Annotated in this window: 5 protein-coding genes; 4 read left to right on the top strand and 1 reads right to left on the bottom strand. The window is 72.2% G+C overall.

Going from position 1 to position 21268, the window contains the following annotated elements; all coding sequences use genetic code 11:
• Positions 1 to 138: 138 nt before the first annotated feature.
• Positions 139 to 16440 (top strand): hypothetical protein, encoded by a 16302-nt coding sequence (locus ACZ4Z1_RS37150; protein ID WP_468491090.1) that lies wholly within the window; start codon positions 139 to 141, stop codon positions 16438 to 16440.
• Positions 16441 to 16636: 196 nt separating this feature from the next.
• Here the strand turns inward: ACZ4Z1_RS37150 and ACZ4Z1_RS37145 are convergent, their stop codons facing one another.
• On the bottom strand, positions 16637 to 17008 hold the full coding sequence (locus ACZ4Z1_RS37145) for a hypothetical protein (protein WP_468491089.1): 372 nt from the start codon (positions 17006 to 17008) through the stop codon (positions 16637 to 16639).
• Between the two features lie 525 nt (positions 17009 to 17533).
• Between ACZ4Z1_RS37145 and ACZ4Z1_RS37140 the strand changes: the two genes are divergently transcribed.
• The 3 genes from ACZ4Z1_RS37140 (at position 17534) to ACZ4Z1_RS37130 (ending at position 20981) form a co-directional block, all read left to right on the top strand.
• On the top strand, positions 17534 to 17809 hold the full coding sequence (locus tag ACZ4Z1_RS37140; protein ID WP_468491088.1) for a DUF6087 family protein: 276 nt from the start codon (positions 17534 to 17536) through the stop codon (positions 17807 to 17809).
• Positions 17810 to 18330: 521 nt separating this feature from the next.
• Positions 18331 to 18966: a hypothetical protein gene (locus tag ACZ4Z1_RS37135; RefSeq protein WP_468491087.1), complete on the top strand. Its 636-nt coding sequence runs from the start codon at positions 18331 to 18333 to the stop codon at positions 18964 to 18966.
• A 482-nt stretch (positions 18967 to 19448) separates the two neighbouring features.
• Positions 19449 to 20981 carry a hypothetical protein gene (locus ACZ4Z1_RS37130; protein ID WP_468491086.1) on the top strand — a complete coding sequence of 511 codons (1533 nt, stop codon included), beginning with the start codon at positions 19449 to 19451 and terminating at the stop codon, positions 20979 to 20981.
• Positions 20982 to 21268 lie beyond the last annotated feature (287 nt).

Raw genomic sequence — 21268 nt, 5'->3', positions numbered from 1 at the left:
CCCAGCCTGTGCAGCGGTCGGCGCTCTGGGCATAGCCCTAATCGATAGAAGTGCGGTGACCTTGGTCGGTAAGGTCCGGTCCGTACGGGGTGGCGCGGGCTCACCGACGCGCCAAGCGGGGTGTTACGGGGAGGGCGCATGGGGGAGCGGAGCGCGGAGGCGGAGACCGGACCCGAGACGGATCCGGCTGTCTCGCCTGGTCCGCTGCCGCTGCCCGAAAAGGCGCAGCCGGTGGAGGGGGTGCCGGGTTACCACGCCCTTGTCAAGGGCGGCGCGGTCACCGTGTTCGGTCCGGACGGCGCCGAGATCGCCTCCGCTGCCCGCCGGGGGTACAACGACGCCCTGGTGGGCCGGGTCGGCGACACGCGGCTGGTCAGCGACGGGCTCGGGGACGGGATGCTGACGTCGTTCGCAGTCCTGGCCGCGCGTCACCACCGGGCGGTGGCCGATCCGGGCGTCCGCGACCGGGTGTGGGTGCGGTGGGAGGAAGACGGCGTAGCCGCGGTGTACGGCACCCACAAGCACGACGGCGATGACCGGCGGGCGGTCAAGGCCGGGAACCTGTACTGGTCGGGGCAGCGTCAGGGGTGGGCGACGGGACGGAAGTGGAACCCGGGCACCCGCGACCGCAACCTCGCGCAGGTGCTGCTGGCGTTCTCCCGCCAGGATCGCAACGTCATGGTGCTGGGGCCGGACCAGACCCCGGAGGGCTTGTTCGCCTCGCCGACAGTGACCACGCTCGCGGCCGCGGCCATCCCGGAGCAGCAGGAGCCGCTGACGGCCGCGCCGCCCGTTTCCGCACCGGAGCCGGAGCCGGAGGACTTCACAGGTCTCTCGTACGAGGACCTGGTGGCGGCGGAGGATGCGGCCGCCACAGAGCGGTCGCGGCGGTACACCACCGCGGTGGAGGCCCGGTACCAGCGCCTGCGCGAGGAGCGCGGCAAGCGGCTGCTGGACCGGGTGGCGACGGCGGCGGCAGTCACCGAGCTGGGCAACGAGGAACTGGCCGCCGAGTATGAGTGGTGGCAGAAGACGCTCCACAAGACGCCGTTCCCCTCTTCGGATGAGAAGTACCGGACGCTGGAGCGCCGCAACAAGGCGGTGCGCACCGAGCGGTACGCCCGCACCGCCCGGATCCTTCTGGCGGGCCCTGCGGCAGCGGACCTGGACGATGAGGCGCTGGAGAGCGCCTGCGAGCAGATCGGCCCGGTGTGGACGCGCCTGCCGGGCGATCACGAGCTGAACGGGCAGGTCGCCGACTACCGCAGGAGCCTCCAGGGCGAACGGGTCGCCCGGCGGGCGCGGTCCTACAGTGAGCGGACGCCGGTGGGCGAGATGACGCTGGAGGACCTGGCCGCCGAGAGCGCCGACCTGGCGTCGCCGCTGGGGGCCAGTAACGAGCAGTCCGCCTACTCCTACAGCGAGGCGGTCAAGGACGCCCGGGCAAAGCGACTGAAGCTCGTGGACGCGGAGTGGCACCAGCGGAATCTGGAGCAGCACCCGGACGCCGCGCGCGCGGTCCTGGGCTCGGAACTCAGCGGCAAGCGGCCGGTCCTGATCGACGGCTCGGAGCGCTCCTACGGCTACGTGGAGCGCCAGGGGAAGAAGTTCCGGGCCCTGGCCAGCTGGGACCAGCGCAGCAGCATCGGGGACTTCGATTCCGGGCCAGCGGCGATGGCCGCACTCGTGCGGCGCTACGACCAGGACCCGAAGACGCTGCCGCGGCGCACCTGGGGCAACGCGCGGGAGGTGGACCTGCCGAACAGTTGCTACGACCCGCTGGTGTCGTGGCTTCGCCGCAGGCCTGGGGAGCCCTCCCGCGAGTATGCGCGCGTGCTGGAGATCCTTACCCCGTATGAGCTGCCGACGCAGACGAAGAAGATCAACCCGCTCACGAACAAGGTGATGCGGGCCTATCCGTTCTACTTCGAGGAGGGGCTGCTCGGGGAGCTGGCGCGGATCGCGGAGCGGACCACGGAGGACCTGCGCGAGCAGTCCCTCAACGAGCAGCTGCCCAAGCGGGAGCGGGAGGCAGCCAAGCGGCGCATCCCGGCGATGGGCGCCGCGCTCATCGGCATCAACGCGGTGATTAAGCAGGTGCGTGACGCCGGCGGCGACGTGGAGCGGCGCGGCGTGGACCAGGGACGGCTGGCGGCACAGATGGCAGCGCTGGCCAGTACCGTCGACGAGCGAGAGGAAGGCGAGAACGATGGCGGCAAACAGCCAGTACGCGACGCTGCTGCGGCGGCACTGGGAGGAGTTCCGGCCCCGGGAGCTGGCGGCGATGGAGGACCCGGAGAAGTACTTCCGGACGCTGGGGACGCAGATGGGCGAGGCGATCGCGGCGGCGGAGGAGGACCTGGAGGAGGCGCTGGAGCCGGAGACGGAGTACCAGGCCCGGGTCGGGCAGATGGCGCAGATCTCGGCGACGGCGCGGGAGCAGGTCCTGCGCGAGATGCTGCCGCCGCCGGAGGACGCGGAGGACCAGGCGGCGCCGCTGAGTCCGGAAGCGGTGGAGCTGGCGGCGATCCGCAGGGAGCTGGAGAACCTGTAGCGACGCGGCGGTTCCGCCCTGACCCGGCGGACCTGCCGCGCGGCCCGCTGGCCCGCGCCGAGGCGAACCTCGAAGCCATCAAGGTGCTGCGGACGCTGGAGCGCGAGAACCGCGGCACCACCGTCGACGAGGCGCGCACCCTGGCCCGCTGGTCGGGGTGGGGCTCGGTGCCGGCGGTGTTCCTGGACGAGCCGGACCCCGACGAGCCGATCTACGCACCCGGCGGGGACCGGGAGGGCGGCTTCGAGACAGACCACGCACAGTGGGAGTCGTACTCCCGGGTGCGCGGCGAGCTGCGGGACCTGCTGGACCCCTTCGAGTGGCGGGCAGCGTCCCGGGCCGTGCTCTCGGCCCACTACACCCCGCAGTCCGTCGCCGAGTCGATGTGGCAGGGCCTGGCCGCGTTCGGCTTCGACGGCGGGGAGGTGCTGGAGGCCGGGTGCGGCTCCGGCGCCTTCTTCGGGGTCGCCCCGCCGGCCGCCCGGCTGACCGGGGTCGAGCTGGACCCCACCACCGCGGCGATCGCCGGACGGATCTACCCGCACGCCAATGTGCTGGCGGAGTCGTTCACCGACACCGACGCCCCGCTCGGCACGTTCGACGCGGTGATCGGCAACGTTCCCTTCGCGCAGGCCCCGTTCGGTGAGCGGCGCTACCGGGCGGGCGGCCACTCCCTGCACAACGGGTTCATCATCAAGCAGCTCGCGCTGCTGCGGCCGGGCGCCTACATGGCCGTGATCACCTCGCGGTGGACGCTGGACGGCGAGGACACCGCCGCCCGCCGCGACATGTCCCGCTGGGGCGACCTGGCGGCCGCCTACCGGCTGCCCAAGGGCACCTTCGGCGAGACCGCCGACACCGACGTCGTCGCCGACGTGCTCGTCTTCCGCCGCCGCGCGGAGGGCGAGGAACCGCGCGATCAGAGCTGGATCGAGGCGCCGGAGCGGGAGCTGAGCGGCAACGCCGTGACCGTGAACGCGTACTTCACCGAGCACCCCGAGAACGTGCTGGGCCGCCTCACGACCGAGACGGGACCGTACGGGCCGCGGGTGACCGTGCAGGGCGACCCCGGCGAGGCTCCCCAGCTGCTGCGCGAGCGGATGGAGGCCACCGCCGCCGCGGCCGTCGCCGACGGCCTGGGCTACGTCCACCACGAGGACTGGCCCCACCGCGAGCCCCTCCTCCTCCAGACCGCCCGGCTCAAGCACGCCACCGACTTCACCGGCCGCCTCTACACCGACGACCAGGCGCGGATCTGGCAGCACGTCAACGGCGCGGACCCCGTCCGGGTCATCACCGCGGACGGCGTCGCGGGCACCGAGCAGCTGCGGATGCTGCTGTCACTGCGCGACGTCGCCGGTGAATTGCAGGAGCTGGACCGCACCGGCCATGACCCGGACCGGGCGCGCGAGATCCGCGACCAGCTCGCCCGGCTGCACGCCGCCTACACCGCCAAGCACGGGCCGCTGTCGCGCCCCCGGCAGACCCGGCTGGCGCTGCCGACCGAGGAGGCGGCGGCCGCCGCTCGCGCTGCCGGCGTCACCCTGGAGGACGGCGACCGGCTCCCCACGGGCTGGGGCTGGTTCCGCCAGGACCCGCACGCCGCCGTCGTCCTGGGCCTGGAGCACTGGGACCGGGCGAACGACCGGGCGGTGCCCTCCGAGGTCCTGACCCGGCGGCCGGGTACCCGGCGCGGCGACCTGGAGCCCACCGACGACCCGAAGACGGCACTGACGGCCGTGATGGGCGCCACCGGCCGCGTGGATCTGCCGCTGATCGCCTCGCTGCTGGGCACCACCGCCGAAGAGGCCCGCCTGCGGCTGGGCACCGAGGTCTTCGACAACCCGGTCACCAAGAAGCTGGAGCACGCCGGGGCGTACCTGTCCGGGGCGGTGCGGCAGAAGCTGGAGCAGGCCCGCGAGGCGGCCGCCACCGACCCGAAGTACGCGGTGAACGTCGCCGCCCTGGAAGTGGTCCAGCCGCCGCCGAAGCGGCTGGGGCAGTTCACCGCCCAGCTCGGCGCCCACTGGATTCCCGCGCCGCTGGTACAGGGCTTCCTGCGCGAGTACCTCGGCGACCCGACCCTCCAGGTCAGCCACAACGAGCGCTACGGCTGGTCGCTGGCCGCGGGCAAGGTGCCCGACGCGATCAACGCGTTGAAGGGCACCGAGCGGCGCTCGGCGGTGCACATCGCCAAGGCCCTCCTCGGCAAGGCGTCGATGGTCGTCAACCATCTGGACGGCAGTGGCGTCGACGAGGACGCCACCCGTGCGATGCGCTACAAGGCCGACGCCATGCGTTCGGCGTTCGAGGAGTACTGCACCGCGAGCACCCTGCGGGTCACCCAGCTCACCGACGCCTACAACCGGCAGATGAACGGGCACGTCGTCCGCAGCTACGACGGCCTCGCCCCGACCCTGGAAGGGTTCACCACCGAGCGGACGCCGCACCCGTGGCAGCTCTCGGGCGCCGCGCGGATGCAGTACGAGCGCGGCGTGATCCTGGCGCACGAAATGGGCCTGGGGAAGACCACCACGATGGTCATGGGCTCCCAAGCCCTCAAGGCCTCCGGGCAGATCAGCAAGCCGTTCGCGGTCGTCCAGCCGGGCCTGGGCAGGCAGTGGCTGGATGAGGCCAAGCTGCTCTACCCCAACGCCGACATCCGCCTGATCACCTCCGACGACCTCGCCGACGGCAACCGGCGCCCGGTTCTGGAGTGGCTGCGCGCCAACACCCCGGACCTGGTCATCTTCACCGAGGGCGCGTTCCAGTCGATCCGGATGAGTCCCGAACAGCAGGAGCTGTACGTCTTCCGCGAGCTTGAGTCGCTCAAGGAGCAGCTGGAGCGCGAGCGCGGGGTGCCGCACAACGCCTTCGCGCTGATGAAGCTGGAACAGCGTCTGGCCACAGTAGAGGCCCGTATCCGGCGCAACGACGCGCCGATGCGCACTCCGGGCGAGGTGTACTGGGAGGACCTGGGGTTCGACTACGCCTGCATCGACGAGGCGCACCGGTTCACGGCCGTGGGTTTCCGCTCGAAGGAGGCCGGTGGCGAGACCGCGAGCGTCCGCGCGGTGGATCTGCACCAGAAGCTCAGCTGGCACCACCGGATGGCGGAGTACGACGGCGGCCGCCCCACCGTGACCCTCGGCACCGGCACGCCGATGGAGAACTCCATCTTCGAGCAGTACTCGTGCCTCGAACTGGCGACGCCGTGGCTGCTGGACCAGTTCGGGGTCCACGGCCCTGACCTGTGGGCGGAGAACTTCGGGCAGACGGTCCAGCGCATCGAGCAGGCGCCGGACGGCAGCGGCCTGACGATCGTGGAGCGGTTCTCCCGGTTCGTGTCGAAGTCCACGATGAAGACGATGTGGGGGCTGGCCACCGACACCAAGACCGGTGACGAGGTCGGTATCGAGCGGCCCCGGGTCGCCGGCGGCGCCCCGCAGCTGGTGCTGGTGGAGCCGACCGCCGACCAGCGGAGCCGGCTTCAGTCCCTGGTTGTGCGGGGGCAGGCGATCCACGCCGGGGACGTCACCCGCGACGAGGACAACATGCTGGCCGTCTCCGGCGAGGGCCGCGCGGTCGCCCTGGACCCCCGGCTGGTGGACGCAAACGCACCCGCGGGCAACAAGCTCGTACAGGCGGCCGACATCATCGCGGCCGGCTACCACGCCCACAAGGACCGCACCTACGCCGTCTCCAGCCGCGACGACACCCTGCACCCGGTCCCCGGCGGCCTGTTCTTCGTCTTCTGCAACAGCGGTACCCCCGGCGGCAACAACAAGGGCGGCTTCGACGCGTACGCCGAGCTGCGTGACCTGCTCGCCGATCGCGGCGTCCCCCGCGACATGGTCCAGTTCGCGCAGGAACACCGGACCCCGGAGCAGAAAGCTGAGATGACCAAGGCCGCCAACAACGGCGGCATCGCGGTCCTCATGGGCTCCAGCGAAGTCCTCGGTACGGGCTTCAACGGGCAGAACCGGGCCTACGCTCTGATGCATCTGGACCAGGACTGGACCCCGGCGATGATGATGCAGCGCAACTCCCGCGCGCTGCGGCCGGGCAATCAGCACGAGGAGGTGAGCATCTACTTCCTGGCCACCAAGGGCAGCATGGACGCCTGGCAGGTCGGACTGCTCACCTCGAAGGCGGAAGGCCTGCGCGACATTCAGCGGCCGCCCGGCGTCGGTGACGACGACGGCGACACCGTCGAAGAGATCGGCGCGAGCGACTGGGACTACGCCACGATGGCCGCCGAGATCGGCGGCAACCCGTACATGCGGCAGTTCATGGAAGCCAAGATCCACCTCCAGGGCCTGGAGGCCGACCGCCGGAACGCGGCCGCCGACCGCGTCCGCCAACTGGAGCTGCTGGGCACCAAGGAAGGCGAACTGGCCGGTACTCGGCTGGCCATCGCGGCCCGCGAGAAGGCCCTGCCGAAGATCACCGAGACGATCCGCGGCGACGCCTTCCGCATCCGTATCGGCGGGCGCGAGTACGAGAAGTTCGGCGAGGCCGCCCCGGTCCTGCGCCAGGTCGTCACCGAGGCCGTGCGCGCCCACCAGCGCGAGGGCATCGGCCCGTGGAAGAAGCTGGGCACCTTCGGCGGCCTCGACTTCGCCGTCCGGCCGGAGGTCGCCCACGGCAGCGGCGAGGTCCGTGCGTACGTCGGGTTCCCTGAGCTGCGCCACAGCGAATCGCGGTGCTCCGTGGAGGACCTGGTCAAGGGCAACATCGGGGCCACCATGCTGGGTCGCCTGGCCACTGCCCTCGAAAAGGCCGAGGACCATCAGCTGATGGACCGTGAGCGCCTGCCCGGCCTGGAGAAGGAGGTGGAGGTCCTGAGGGCCTGGCAGGAAGCGGTGAACTACGGGCCCGCCATCGAGCACGCACGGCGCCGGGTCGAGCTGCTCGACGGGATCGTCGGCGCGATCACCGAGCGGGACAAGATCCCTGAGCTGACCGAATCCATGCTCGACCCGAAGAAGTACCCCACCGAGAACAGCCGCAAGAAGGCCCTCCAGGAGAACGCGGAGAAGCGGGCACCTCACCAGGCCAACGTGGTCGCGGCGGCTCACAAGTTGTTCACGTTCGACAATGAGAACCCCGCCCCCGAGCCCGTGGTGCTCGTCAACCCCTGGACGGAGGACAACGACACCGACGAGGCCGTTGAGCAGTGGCGGGAACGGCAACGGATCATCGTTCAGCAGAACCGGGAGGCTGGGGTGGGCGCCCCGATCACGGCGGACGAGCCTGCTCCTGCACCCGAGGACGGCGCTGACGATGCCGCGGCCGCCGAGCCCGTCGGCGAGCGCACCGAGGGTCAGGCTCCGGCGCCGGAGCCGGGCGGCGACAGCACCGAGGAACCGGCGACTGAGACCACCGAGCCGCCCGGCGACGGGTACGGGACGGCCGACCTGTACGACGAGTTCGGCCTCACGCAGCCCACACGTGTCCCGGCGCCGGTGCCGCAGGACGAACCCGACCCGGAAACGGAGACCGAGGAATCCGCCGGCGTGCCGGACGGACAGATGACCGTGGACGAGGTGCAGGCTTCCCCTGAGCGGAATACGGAGGCCGGTGACGAGCGCGGGCATGCGGCTGCTGAGGAGCGCAGGGCCGCCGACCACGACGCCGCCGCGGTGCTACGGCACTACGAGCCGCTCCTTGCGGTAGTCGGGCTCAGCGGTGCCGACGCGGTCTCCTACCTCACCGGCGAAAAGACCCCCGAACACGCCGGTCAGCCCGCCTCCGAGGATCCCTTTGACCGTCTGCTGGACGACATCGCGCGCCGCGCAGACCGGGTCGGGGATATCTCCCAACGCGGCCGCGAGATCACCATCCGGGACGTCAGCGAGGACCGCCATACCCTGCACCGGCACCTGACGGACCTTGCCCTGGGGGTTGCCGACGTACGGCAGGAACGAGAGCCGTACGGGATCGACCTGGCGAGCATCCTGGCCGCCCCCGGCTCCCGATTCACGCTGCCCGACACCCCGCAATGGCGCCTGGCCGCGGCTGTCCCCACCGGCAAAGTCGTCGTCGCCCATGATCCGCAGACGGGGTATGCCGTCTTCAACACCTACCGCCGGCGCAAGGCCGGGGAAGTACTGCGAGCACAGGGGTTCCGGTGGGACCCCAGTGCCGTACCCGAGGGCGTATGGCGGCCCAGGGCGGACCACTCCGAGGACGAGCAGCATCAGGCAGTCCGCAGACTGCTCGACGCTCTGACCGGGGCGGGCATCGCGTACGCCGTACATGGCCAGATGCCCGGCCACTCGGCAGAACCGGCACCGGAGAGGCCACTTGCTCCCGGCCCGGCGGACGCCGCTGAGGCCTCGGATGACCAGACGACCGGGGAAGAGGCCCAGCCCGAAGCAGCCCCCGCCAAGCCGGAGGCTGCCGCCAAACCCGACCACGGGCGGGTACGTCTGACCAGTGCCGACGGACGGCTGGTGTTCACCCTGCACGTGGTCCCTGCCGACGCCGGGTTCCACCAGGCGGCCGTGGACGGCTACCAGCGGCGTCGCAGCGAATTCGCTGCCGTCGTCGAAGCCAAGAACCAACAGGCAGCCCAGACGCCCGCCGAACAAGCGGACCAGCTGAACCGGTGGCGCCAGACCTACAAGACGGCCAACGGCCTGAAGCCGTTCGGGCCGCCGCCCTCCCTGCGCCTGCCCCAGCGGGAGGACGCCCCGGGGCTGATCCCCGCGGAGTACGACATCGGCTCGTGGGTGACCTGGCGGGACGGGCCGGACGGACAGCAGGTGACCGGACAGGTGATGTCGCCCGGCCCGGGCAAGGACACGTGGTACGTCAGCACCGACCGGACCGGCGTCACCGGCGAGTACCACGTCCTCAGCCGGAGCGGGAAGAAGGACACCGGCTACACCTACGCCCTCAACGGCGCCGCTACGGACCTTCGGCCCGTCGACGGGCCTCCGGAACAGGTGCCGTTCGAGGACCTGCCCCCCGTGGACTCCGTCCCCGCCCAGCCCCTCACGTCGTACGCCGACCATGTGCCGGGCAAGGGCCTGGCCGTGGTGCGCGAGCCGATCCCGGTGACGGTCGACGAGATCACACCGCGCGGGCCGGAGCTGGTTTTCGACGTCCTCGCGGACGGCGTGCCGTTCGTGGTCACGGTGGCCCGTCACGACTCCAGCGGCGTCCGGATCTTCACTCCTCGCATCGAGATCGACGGCGAAACGGTCCTGACGTTCCGCAGCGCGGAGAGCCGAGGCGGGGCGGTCGAGATCTGCGAGCGTGTGGCCCGGGAGGCCCGCGAGGAAGCTGCCAAGCCTCTCCGCGCGCGCCACCGCGACTACGACTTCGCTCCGGCTGCCGTTGGAAGGTGCGCGCGGCACAACCTGCACGCGGACGATGCCGAACCCCAGCCGCTTTACCGTGTCGGCGACAGCGACCCTCTGTGCATCGAACACGTCGTGTCCACCTTCGACGTGGAGATGTCCGAGGTCAGCAAACTCGCCCGCGTCCACCAGATCTGGGGGACCCGCGTGGTTGCCGAACCCGCGGCCGCCGCCCCGCCGGCCGATGTCGAGCCGCCGGAAGATGCCGTCGCACAGGAGAAGGCGGGCGCCGATGCATCGCAGGATCCGCACGAGGTCGCCTGCGAGGCGCTCCAGGGCGGCAACCGGATCACAGTCGTCGTGAGCGGCAGGAGCATTGAATGGGACGGGGAGGCCTGGGGACTGCCCGTGCCGGAAACGGCCACCGTCACCGGCACCGTCTATCCCGGGTACCGCGACTACCACCAGAGGACCACGCTGCTCGACGCCGTGATCCGCGACCAGACCGGCAAGGAGGTGACCGCCGCAGATAGCGTCTTCATCCGGCAGATGCCCGCGCAGGCGCGGCTCCTCCCGGCCGAACACCGCGAGGACCTGCGCCCGGAGACCCGCACCGTGGCACAGGTCCGGCTGGGCGACCTCATCGCAGAGGGCGGCACGCGAGGCGAGACCATCACCGAACTACGGTTCGCGGACGGCAATCGCCGGGGCAGCGTCCTAGCGTTCTCCACCCGCGACGTGGCCAAGGGCACCAGCAACAGTTTCGCCCTGAACCTCACGGACAAGGTCCGAGTTGTGCCCCGCGAGCGTAGGACACCGCAGGACGTCGCCGCGGTGTTCGGCCGCCACAGCAGCCACCACCAGGTGGCATCGGAGGTCCAACGGACCTACGACCTGCACGCCGCTGTCACGGAGGCGGCGGAGCGCGTGTGGCCGAACGGCACCGGCCCCCAGGACGAACTCCGCGCCCTCAGCGAGGCAATCGGGGCGATTGACGCCACCGCCAGGGAGGCGGACGCCTACCGGGCCAACGCCGCGGCGATGCAGACCGCGGCGGCCGCCGCCGCGGCGCTGTTCGCCGCCACCGAGGACGACCTCCTCAACCACTACGTCGGCCTGGACCTGCACCGGCTGCGCCAGCACCTGGACGCGCAGGCCCACCGGCTGAGTGCGTCCGCCGCGCGCCTGGACGAACGCGCGGCCGCCGCGACGTCGGCGAAGACAAGCCCCGCCGCCGAGCGCCACGGCACAGAGGACCAGCCCGCTTCGGACCGGCCCACCGACCGCACGAAGGAAGGAAGGAGCGTGGATTCCCGCAGCACCGACACGGAACAGCTCGGGCTGTTCGGCGACGTGGCCCCAGATACGCCGGACGACCGGACGGATGCCGATACGGACCGGCCAGCGGGCACGGACAGTGCGCCGGCAGGAGGTGGCGGCCCGCAGGAGCCGCAGTCCGACGCGGCGGCCGCGCCGCCGCATCCTCCCGCCCCGACCACGGCGGAGGTCTCCAGCGAGACACCGGCACAGGCCTCTTCCGGGGGCGAGCCGCAGCCCGCGGCCCAGGGCGCCGACGCCGCTGCACCCCCGGCCGGTGAAACGGACCTCGTCGCGGCCGCGCACTCGATCGCCCCCGCCCCCTACTGGCGGATCGTCGGAGCGGAGACCGCCGACCAGGCCGCAGCCCGGTTCGGCGGCCCCGAGCGGCTGCACGCCTTCGCCGCCCGCGTACAGATGGTGCCCGCCCCGTCGCCGCTCACCGCGACCAGCGCCGACATCTGGCTGGACGGCCGCATGATCGGCAGGATCGCCGACATCGCCGACATCGCCGACTCCGGCCCCTCGGACGCGGCGCCGCTGTGGAACGCAGAGCCGGTCTTCGGTACCGGCGACCGCCGTCTGGCGCGCTTCCGCAGCCAGGAAGCGGCCTTGGCCGAACTGGCGGTACAAGCCCTGCGTGAGGGCCCGCCGGCCCCCGACCGCCTGAACGAGGCCATGACCGCCTCGTTCACCGAGTACCTGGTGCGCCCCGCGGTCGGGCTGCCGCAGCTGCCCGAGGCGATGCAGGCGGATCCGGCGGCCGTTGCCCGGTACGCCGAACTGGCGGCCGTCCTGGAGGCCTTCGGGCAAGGCCGCAGCCGCGGCACCACCATCGCCGAGGACCTGGCCACCGCACACGACAGCCTGCTGTGGCTGGCGGCCGCCCAGCCCGACGGCGACGTGCGCCGGGGCCTGCACAGCCGGGCGGACATGATCAGCGTCTTCCTCAACGTCTTCCGTCCCGAGGACCCGCGGGCCGCACAGAACCGCACCAGCAGCCCGCTCGATGCTGCGGCGCCCGCCGACAACGAGGCCGCAGCCCCTGTGCCGGACAGCGCCGAAGCCGAGCCACAGGAAGCAGAAGCACAGCTTGACCTCTTCCCGACGGAAGCACCGGCTCCGGCCCCGCGGCCGCGGCGCGCGCACCGGCGGCCGGGCGGGCGCGAGCCCGAGCCCGCCGCCCCGCCTGGCACCGACGGCGCTCCGGAGGAGGGGCGCCTGGGCGTGTACGGGCACGCCGACCGGGGCGAGTGCGACCGCTGCGGCACCCCCGACACCGACCGCTACACCCTCGTGTGGCACTGGTACGGCACCGATGAGTCCAGCGCTGACCTGGCGGCCGAATGCGGTCCCTGCACCGAGGCGACCGTGGGCGTGCCCGCACCCCAGGCTGCCCGTCTCGCCGACCGCGCTGAGGCGCAGCGCGGTGGCCGCGGCATCCAGCCGAAGCCCCGGCTGCACGACGATGTCATGGTGCGCCGGACAGCGGACAACGAATGGACCTCGGTCCACGTGCCCACCGGGAAGCGGTACCGCACTGCACGGGAGTCGGCCAGCAGCCACAGCGGCTTCGTCACCCGCGACCTGTACGGCGTCTCCCAGGGAGTGAGCGCTGGCATCTCCGGCGTACGGCCGGTTGTCGAGCGGGCCGTACTGGGCCGCACGGCGGAGACTCACCCCACCACTGGCGACACCATGGCCCACTTCGGCTACCGCGAGGCTGCCAAGAAGCTGGTGCTGCACGACGGCGAGGCCCTGGTACCCCAGGACACCGGGCCGCGCAGGAGCGGCCCGTACGACCACGGCCCGCGCTGGGAGCTGACCATTGGCGCGGCCGCGTACGTCGTGGAGATGGTCTACCAGCAGGGGCAGCCCGGAGACGACGGCCACCGGCTGGCCGTCACGGGCCCGGACCACACCAGCGGCCGCTACGAGCAGTGGGACGCCGTACTGGAGTGGACCCGCGAGCACGCCCGCAGCACCACGGCCCAGCCGCCGAGCACGCTGACCGCCGCGCCGGTCGTACAGGCGGACCCACCACAGCCCAAGGCGGACCCGGACCAGGAGGAGCAGACGGTGGCACAGACGCAGGAAGCCCCGTTCGGCGACGAGGCGGCGCACGAAGCCGCCCCCGCAGCAAAAGCGGCGCCGGTTGAGCCCCTTACCCCGCCGGGCACAGGGCCCGACCGGCAGGACGCGGGCACAGCTGAGCGCCAGGAGGCGCCCGAACCGCAGCCCTTCACCGAAGTCGCCCCGTTTCCGGCGGACCCGGCCTACACACTCCTCCGGTTGCGCCCGGACGGTCAGCGTCCCGAGGCGTGGGAGCTGCGGTACGCCGGGACGGCCGCAGCCACGCTGCACCGGTCCATCGACGGGCGCTGGTTCGCCCGGATGGCGGCGGACGGCCTGCCCGCGGACATCACCTCCATGACCACCGGGCCGCTGGAGGCCGCACACCAAGGAGCGATCCTTTACGCCGTGCTCACCGGCACGGCCTACGGCGAGCAGCCTGCCCCGGTGACCGACGGCACCGTCCAGGAGCGAGCTGCGGTGCTGCGCAGCACCCTGCGGGACACGGCACTGCGGCACCGCGACGCCATCACCGCCGCAGCCGGCGACATCTGGCAGCCCCACGCGGTGCCCCCGCCGTACCGCGTACTCGCCGAGGAACTGGGGCAGGTGGCGCAGGACGTGGACGAGAGCTACACCGCCCGCCAGATGACCCGCGCCCTGGACACGATCCGGCAGGCGGCTACGGCCGGACACCAGGCCTTGCCCGCCGGTGGTGCCGCCGTGCGGATGGCGCTCGCCTTCCCGCTGGCGCACCTGCTGTACGACACCGCACGGATGCAGGGGCAGCTCCAGGCCACCCTGGACACGCTGCAAGCCGAACGGGCGGCCGCCGCCTCCGCTTCACCGGCCGTGCAGAGCCAACCGGCCGAGCACCCCACCGCCGCCGTTGACACGGCGGACGGCCTGTCGCCCGCCGCCGACCCCGCACCGGCGCCGGCCACCACAGACCGCGACTCGGCCACCGATTCGGAGAGGCAGATGGCCACACCGCTGCCCACTGACACTGACAACTTCGTGACGGTCGAAGACCCGCCCGAGCCCCAACCCTTCACCGACGCCGCTCCGCTCGCCGCCGACCCTGCCTACCAGCTCCACCTGACCGGGCGAGACGGGCAGGGAGTCGAATCGGGCGCACTGCGCCGCGGCGACACGACCATCGCCACCCTGCACCGGTCCGCGACCGGGCACTGGAGCGCACGCCTGACGGCCGAGAACCTGCTGCCCGATGTCACGCCTGCGGCCGACTCCCCGCAGGACACAGCGGACCAGGCCGCCATCCTGTTCTCGGCGCTCACCGGGACGCCCTACCGGGACCAGCCCGCTCCGGCCGTCACCAACGGGGCGCTGTCCCCGGCGGACATGCTGCGCACCGAGCTGCGGGACGCTGCGCTCCGCCACCAGGCCACGATCACGGCGGCGGCCGCGCGGGTGGCGGCGGACTACGAACAAAATCCCTACTACCAGGAACTGGCGGACCGGCTCGGCGACATGGCCAGAGCCGTGATGGATGCTCACGGATCCCGGCAGATGGCCGCCCACCTCACCGCCGTCCAGCAGGCGGTCAACGCCTGGGGTGCCGCCCTGCCCGCGGACGCCTCGCGCGACGAGCGCCAGCACCTGGCGTTCCCGCTCGCCCACCTGCTGTACGACATCACACGAAATCGCGATCTCCTCCAGGCCACCCTGGAGGCCATGCAGGCCCAACAGGCTGCCGTCCGTGAAACTGCCGACGCGGTGGCGCCCGAGCGGCCGGCCGAGCCCGCGCCCGCCGCAGTGCAGACAGAGCGGGAGGCCGCCCGTCCCCAGGCGCCCGCGCCTGCCGATCCCGTCGCGCTCAATGCCAGCTACCTCGCTGACTACCGGGCTGGACGCTCGCCACGCGACGAAGCGGCCGCCGCGGCCTACCGCGAATGGCAGCAGCTGGATGGAGAGGACCAGCAAGACGCTGCCGCGGCGCGCGATCTGGAGAATGAGTTTGAGCAGTACACGGGGCCTCTGGGCTGGAGCGAGTGGCTGGATCAGCGGACAGCCGTCCGTACAGCGGAGGCCGCCATGGCGGCGTCCGCCGGGCCGCAGCAGGCCACCCCGGAGTCCGGAAGCCCTGAAGTCTCCAACTCACAGAGGGCCGGTACAGCGCGGGAGGAAGCACTGCCGGACGGTGCCGCGGCTCCCGAGGGTGACGGTGATCCGGCCCCCGATGCCGCCGTCGACGGTCTCCGCCGGGCCCTGGCAGATGCTCTGCGGGCCAGTCAGCCGGAGGCGGCGGTGCCGTCCGGCGAGGTGCCGCTGTGGACCGAAACGGAGGCCTCGCTCGCGGCGTCGGACACCACGGCGACGGAGCCCTTGACCGACGTCCGTGCCGAGTGGCAGGCGGTCATCGACGCCTGGACCGAACACGTGCCGCCGGAGCACGGCACGGCCCAGGACCTGGTCGCCGATCTCGACGCCGACCTCACCGTGCTTCAGCGCGCTTTCACCGAGGCCGTCGCGCCGCCCGCGCCGGCAACACCGTCCGCCGCCCCGGGCCAGACGGACACCCCCACCGAGGAGCCGACGGAAGCAGAGGTGCCCGCGCCCGGCCCGCAGCAGGCCGCCGCCGTCAACACCGCTCTGCAGCAGGCCGATACGCACACCGCCGTACTCCAGGACCTTCCGGAGTGGCAGAAGATCCAAACAGTGCGCGGTGCGGTGGGGCATCTGTTCCGCGTCATGAGGGAGCGGGCCGGGGAGCATTTCGACCGGTTGATGGGGGACACCCGCGTCGGCGAGTTCCTTCGCAGGGTCTCGATCCGCGCCTGCGAACGAATCGCCCAGTGGGCGCAGGCGGGGGCGGAACGCCTGCGGCGGCGGGGCGACGGAGCCGAGCCTGACGCACCGGCCGCCGAGGCACTGCACAACGTCGCAGATGCTGCGGCTGCCTACAGCTCCCCCGGCGGGCCGCCGCCGGCGTCGCGGGACGCCGCGGCCACCACGGTGGACATTCCGGCGATGCGCAAGCTGGGGGAGGCCCTGAACCGGCCGATGCCGGGCACCGGTAAGCGGGTCTCCGCAGCGGCCGCGCGCGGCCGGTCGACCACCACGGCGAAGCGGGCACCGAAGAGGCCCACCGGCAGCGAGCAGGCCGGACACCTCCGGGGAGGCGGCCCTGAGCAGCAGGCCACCCGCAAACCCAACCAGCGCTGACCGGGCGCCTGGTTCCCGGCAGGAAGCAGCCGCCGCGGCGATCGTGGGGCCGCCTTTCAGCGTCCACGATCGCCCGGGGTCACCGGCGGGCGCTTCGCCCGCCGGGCTCCAGCGCCGGTGATCGCGCGTCGCCACCGGGCCACAGCGCGCCGCAGCTCGGCCCATGTGACCGAGCCGAATGGAAGCAGTGGTGCCATCAGTCGTGGATCGTAGCGCAGACGTACGACCGCGCCTCCCATTGGACGCACAGCCGCGAACCGTCCGGGAAGCGGCGGTTTTTGAGGTTCCAGGCCACGTCGGTCCAGGTACTGCCCGCGGCCCGGTGCACCCGGCCGCGCTGCCAGCCGGTCACGCTGTCGTGGTCGCGGCCGCGCCGCACCAGCGTCAACCGCGCGGAGGCGTGGTGGGAGCCGTTCCATGCGGATGACGCCCGTTTGACGTGCAGGCCGTCGCCGACCACACGGAAGACGACCGGGCCGTCGTGAATGGTGGCGGACGCCGCGGCGTCCGGAGCCGCCAGCCCGAGCAGAGCCAGAGCGACGGCGATAGCAGTGGTGATCCTTCGCATGCCCAGCCCAACGGTCGTCCCCGGCTCGGGAGTCGGCCCGTTCTGGAAAGGTCACTCTGTGGTGATCAGATCACCTCTCCGGCGTCAGCGGCGCGAATCCTGGTGGTAAGTCTGGCCAGATAACCCGCGCGGGTCCGCTGGTCACCAAAAGGCCAGATGGTCAAGGTTGCTTGAACAGTGCGGGACGGTGGCGGGTTCGGGCAACGGCCAGCACGGAAGAAGAGCACTGAAGCGGGATTCGACAGGCCCAGTGACTCCCCTTCGCACCGACATTGATCTCGGTGGCACCGCGCGCAGCTGCGCTCAACTCACCTCTTAAGAGGTGAGAATTCAGGGTGAGTCGCTACCGGGCGGCGCCCTGCTCCCTCGCCTCGGAGCGGCAAGGAGAGGACACTGTCCAGACATGAGCCGCGATCAGGCGAGCCCAGAACGGGGAGGTCACCCGGGCCGAAGCTGAGGATCTGGCCCCCTTCTCGACCATGGATCAGGGTGATGCCGGCGACGAGGACGAGGGGGACGACGACGATGACAGCTGACTGGCCGCCCGAGCTGGCCGAGCGGTTCGGGCGCCGCATCCTCGCCCGCACCTATCAGCCCGGGCGGCTGCGCGCCGTCACCCTGCGGCCCGGACCGCCCCGGGCCGCTCATCTGGATCCCGAGCTGCCTCGTGCGGTGCTGCGCTGCACCGGCGCTCGGGGCGGATGGAAGCTCGTCGCGGTCGTCGACAACCTCGCCGCCGCGCAGGCCCTGATGCATCCTCGTCCGGCCGAGGAGGACGGTGTCGAGCTGGAGCCGTGGTGAAGAACCGCGTGCGGCTACGCGTCGGCGGCCTCGATGCGGCCTCGATGCGGCCCCGTGACGGGGCCGGCTCGCGGTCGGACGGTGCGGCTGCGCTGCGGTGGGCGACGCGCAGACCGGGCTGTGGCCACCAGTACGCGCGGTGCACGGTGCCGGGTCCTGTCCTTCGTTCGGGACGGACCCAGCGTATCCGGCCGTGGTGTCCGTACCCGTACTCCGGCTGTCCTCCTGCTCGATCCGGTGGCGGGTGCCACCGGCTCCGGCTGCGGACGGAAAGCGTCACGGACTGGCTTTCGAGGGCTTGTGGGATGTCGGGGCATAGCGCCCGAATCGGGGCCACTACGCTGTCGGCAGCGGCAGGACGCGCACGCCGCACGCCTTCCATGTCCGCCGGCACCCACGCTGCTGGCCGACGGCCAAGGACCCCCGAGACCTCGGTGCGGGCCCGCGGAGTTTCACCAGTCACCGTCCATCGTGTGCCATGGAGCCGACGAGAGGCGTGGGGTCTCGGCAGAGAGGCTGTCATGACCAAGAACGGGGCCAACGGGCCCAAGGAACGGGCGCGGGCCCGGCAGGACCGCAGCGGAGCCAAGTACACCGAGGCCCGGCGCAGTGGCGCGGCGTCCGGCAGCAGCGGTCCGGAGCCACGTCTGATCGTCACCAAAGTCGTCTTCGGCGGCGGGGAGTCGGTGCCCTGGGAGGCGCCGCGCACCTGGCGGTGCCATCACTGCGGCGCCGTCGGCGCCGACCCGGCGGGCACGGACGCGTGCTTGTTCGTGCTGGCGGACGGCGTGACGTACCTGCGGGCGCACTGCGCGCACTGCCTGCCCCACCCGGACACCCCGGAGTTTCCCGCAGGCTGGCGCTGGGGTGATCCGAAGCCGCCGCAGTGGGCGCACTACCGCTCCGAGGAGGGAAGCAGGCGCGGGCGGCTCGTCGATGCCGTCCGCAGCGGCACCGTGGCGGGAGTCTGGCTGGATATGTACCGCTGTTCGGTGTGCGGCGGGGCATGGAGCATCGGGCCGCGGGTGAAACTGCCGTGCGGCATCCTCTACGACTCGTCGACCGACCTGTACGAGCACCCCTGCTCACCGTGCATGGCATCCCTGACGGATGAGGAGCTGGGCCGAGCCCACTACAACCGGTCGCGGCAGCTGTAGCAAAACCGCCCCGGGCTTCGCGCCGTGGCTGCCGGGGGCCTTCGCCGGCCCCCGGACCCCCGCTTCCGTGGCACCGCCCGACGCGGCAAGGTCTCCGGGGGCTAGTGCCGGTGCGCGCCGGGCGGCACCACGGCCTCCGCCCCCCGGCCGCTGTCAGAAGTCGGGTGGCCCGGAAGGATCGCACCTCCGGGCCATCCGACTTCTCACAAGGGCCGCAGGAGCCTCCACGAAATCGGTCCCCCTGCGGTGTACGTGACAAGTAGCGCCGTCTTTTGTCCTTGGGCGCCATCCAGTGTCAGTGGGTGCCTTTACTGTTGAAGGTGGCCGCCGTACGTCGGCCTGACTCCGAGTCAGCCCCGCCCACGCCGGGGCGGCGACCGAGGACAAAGGGGCTCCGACTCACGTACCGCATCCATCTGCCCGTGGTCACGCACTCACGGCGGAGATGCGTGGGCTCTTCGCCGGCCGAAGGAAATGTGCCCGTGACCAGCAACAAGCAGTTCAAAAAGGATGCCCACGAGCTCGCGGCCCAGGAGGGCATCTCCTACACCGACGCCTGCTGGCGGCTGCGGAAGGCGGCCGCTGCGCCGTCCGACGCGGAGCGCTACGGGTGGGCGCAGGTCGCCGTGGACGCACTGTCCGCGATCGTCGCCGCGCACAAGGTCGTGCCCGTGACGGTGCTCTGGGACGAGAGTGCCCGCACGACCATGGTCCAGCGGGACGAGGGAGTGCGGTGGGGAGTGGCCGAGGCCGCCGTCGACGGCTACGTCGTCCGGGAAGTCGCCGACTGCATGAAGGCGGTGACCAAGGGCACGCGGGTGCCGGTGCCGCACCGGCTGCCCGACGGCCGGGTCGAGGTCGCCGCGGTGTGGCCCATCGTGTGGCACTCCAGCGACCAGCCGTTCTGGCGGTTCGTGCACAACGGATGGTCCCTCGAAAAGCCAGGGGACTTCCCGCACGGCCTCGACCCGGTGTGCCCCAGCCGCGACCTGCCGTACGAGGTGCGCACCTACGACGTCCCGGACGGCGTCCTCGGCGAGGACCACTTCGGCGGCGCACCGGGCTGGTGGACCCAGGCCTGGTGCACCGATCTGGACAAGGCCCGGGAGCTGGCCGACGCGCTGGTCGCCTACCGGCTGGCCCCCAGCGCGCGGCCCGCCGGCGGCGACTGCGGGCATCTGCGGGCGGAGGTCTGGGAGCACGTCACAGCGGACCTGGGAACGCTGCCGGTCCGTGTCCACCGGGCCGACGCGGCCCCGGACCGCCCCCTGGTGCCCCGGCTGCCGTACGACGCCCCGACGCCCGGGCGGCCGCCGTCCGCCCCGGCCACGCCCGAACCCTCCTGGTACCCGGGCGAGAAGCACCCGCCGACCTACGAACTGAAGGTGTGGCGCGAGGAAACCGGGTGGATCTCGTTCGCCTGGGTCACCGGCGGCTGTTCGGGCGGGAGCCTGGCGGCGACGCTGCTGCGCGTCGGCACCGGCGGGCCGTACCCGTTCGCCGAGACCTGGGGGCCACGGCACCCGGACGCCTGGGCCCACGACTGGACGCAGGAGGGGCGCGCGCTGGCCGGCTACCACCCGGACATGCCACACGCGGAATCCTCCGCCCGGTCCGACGCCCGTCTTCGGGCGAAGGAGGAGCGCCTCGTTGCTGCGCTCGCAGAGCGCAGCAACGGCGCGCTGACCGTCGACCAGGCCGCCGACCGGCTGCGGGCCGGGGGCCAGGGGTATCGGGACTTCCTCCACATCGGTGCGGCGTGCATCGCCCGCGCCCTCAACGAGGCCCGGCGCGCGGCGGAAGGCGAGGAGCGGCTGCGGCTGCGCGCGGCCCTGGACGCTCTGGAGCGGCGCCACGAGATCGTCGACGGGGTCGCCGACCTCACCGACGCCTACCTGGCCACCAACCCGGATGCGCACTTCACGGCCGGGGCGCACGTGTACGTACGCCGGGCCCTGTCGGAGTACCTGCACCCCGGTTCGGGCCACGGCGTCCCCGGGCTGCCCCCCGCCTGAGCACGACCGGGAGCCCCGTCGGCGTCCTCCCGCCCGGCGGGGCTCCCCGCGACTGCGCACCAGGATCCTCCGGTGCGTTCGGGGTTCTTGCTGAACACCGGATGCCCAGCCACTCGGCTGCACTACGCTCCGTGGCGTGACGCATACGCAACTTCCTGCTCGGCCCGGTACTCCCGAAGCTGGGGGGAGGGGGGGAGGGGGGGGTGGGGGGCGAAGTGGGAGGGAGGGGGGGGGGGGGGGGGGTTGGGGTTGAGGGGGGGGGGTGGGGGGGGGGTTCCCGTACGTTG

The sequence above is a fragment of the Streptomyces sp. NPDC030165 genome (assembly GCF_055573595.1).
The sequence above is the reverse complement of the archived record's forward strand: the minus strand, read 5'-3'. Positions and strand labels throughout refer to the sequence as shown.

Bases quoted from the DNA above. Each gene is read 5' to 3' on its own strand.
- ACZ4Z1_RS37145 (WP_468491089.1), bottom strand. From the start codon at position 17,008: ATGCGAAGGATCACCACTGCTATCGCCGTCGCTCTGGCTCTGCTCGGG.
- ACZ4Z1_RS37150 (WP_468491090.1), top strand. From the start codon at position 139: ATGGGGGAGCGGAGCGCGGAGGCGGAGACCGGACCCGAGACGGATCCG.
- ACZ4Z1_RS37135 (WP_468491087.1), top strand. From the start codon at position 18,331: ATGACCAAGAACGGGGCCAACGGGCCCAAGGAACGGGCGCGGGCCCGG.
- ACZ4Z1_RS37140 (WP_468491088.1), top strand. From the start codon at position 17,534: ATGACAGCTGACTGGCCGCCCGAGCTGGCCGAGCGGTTCGGGCGCCGC.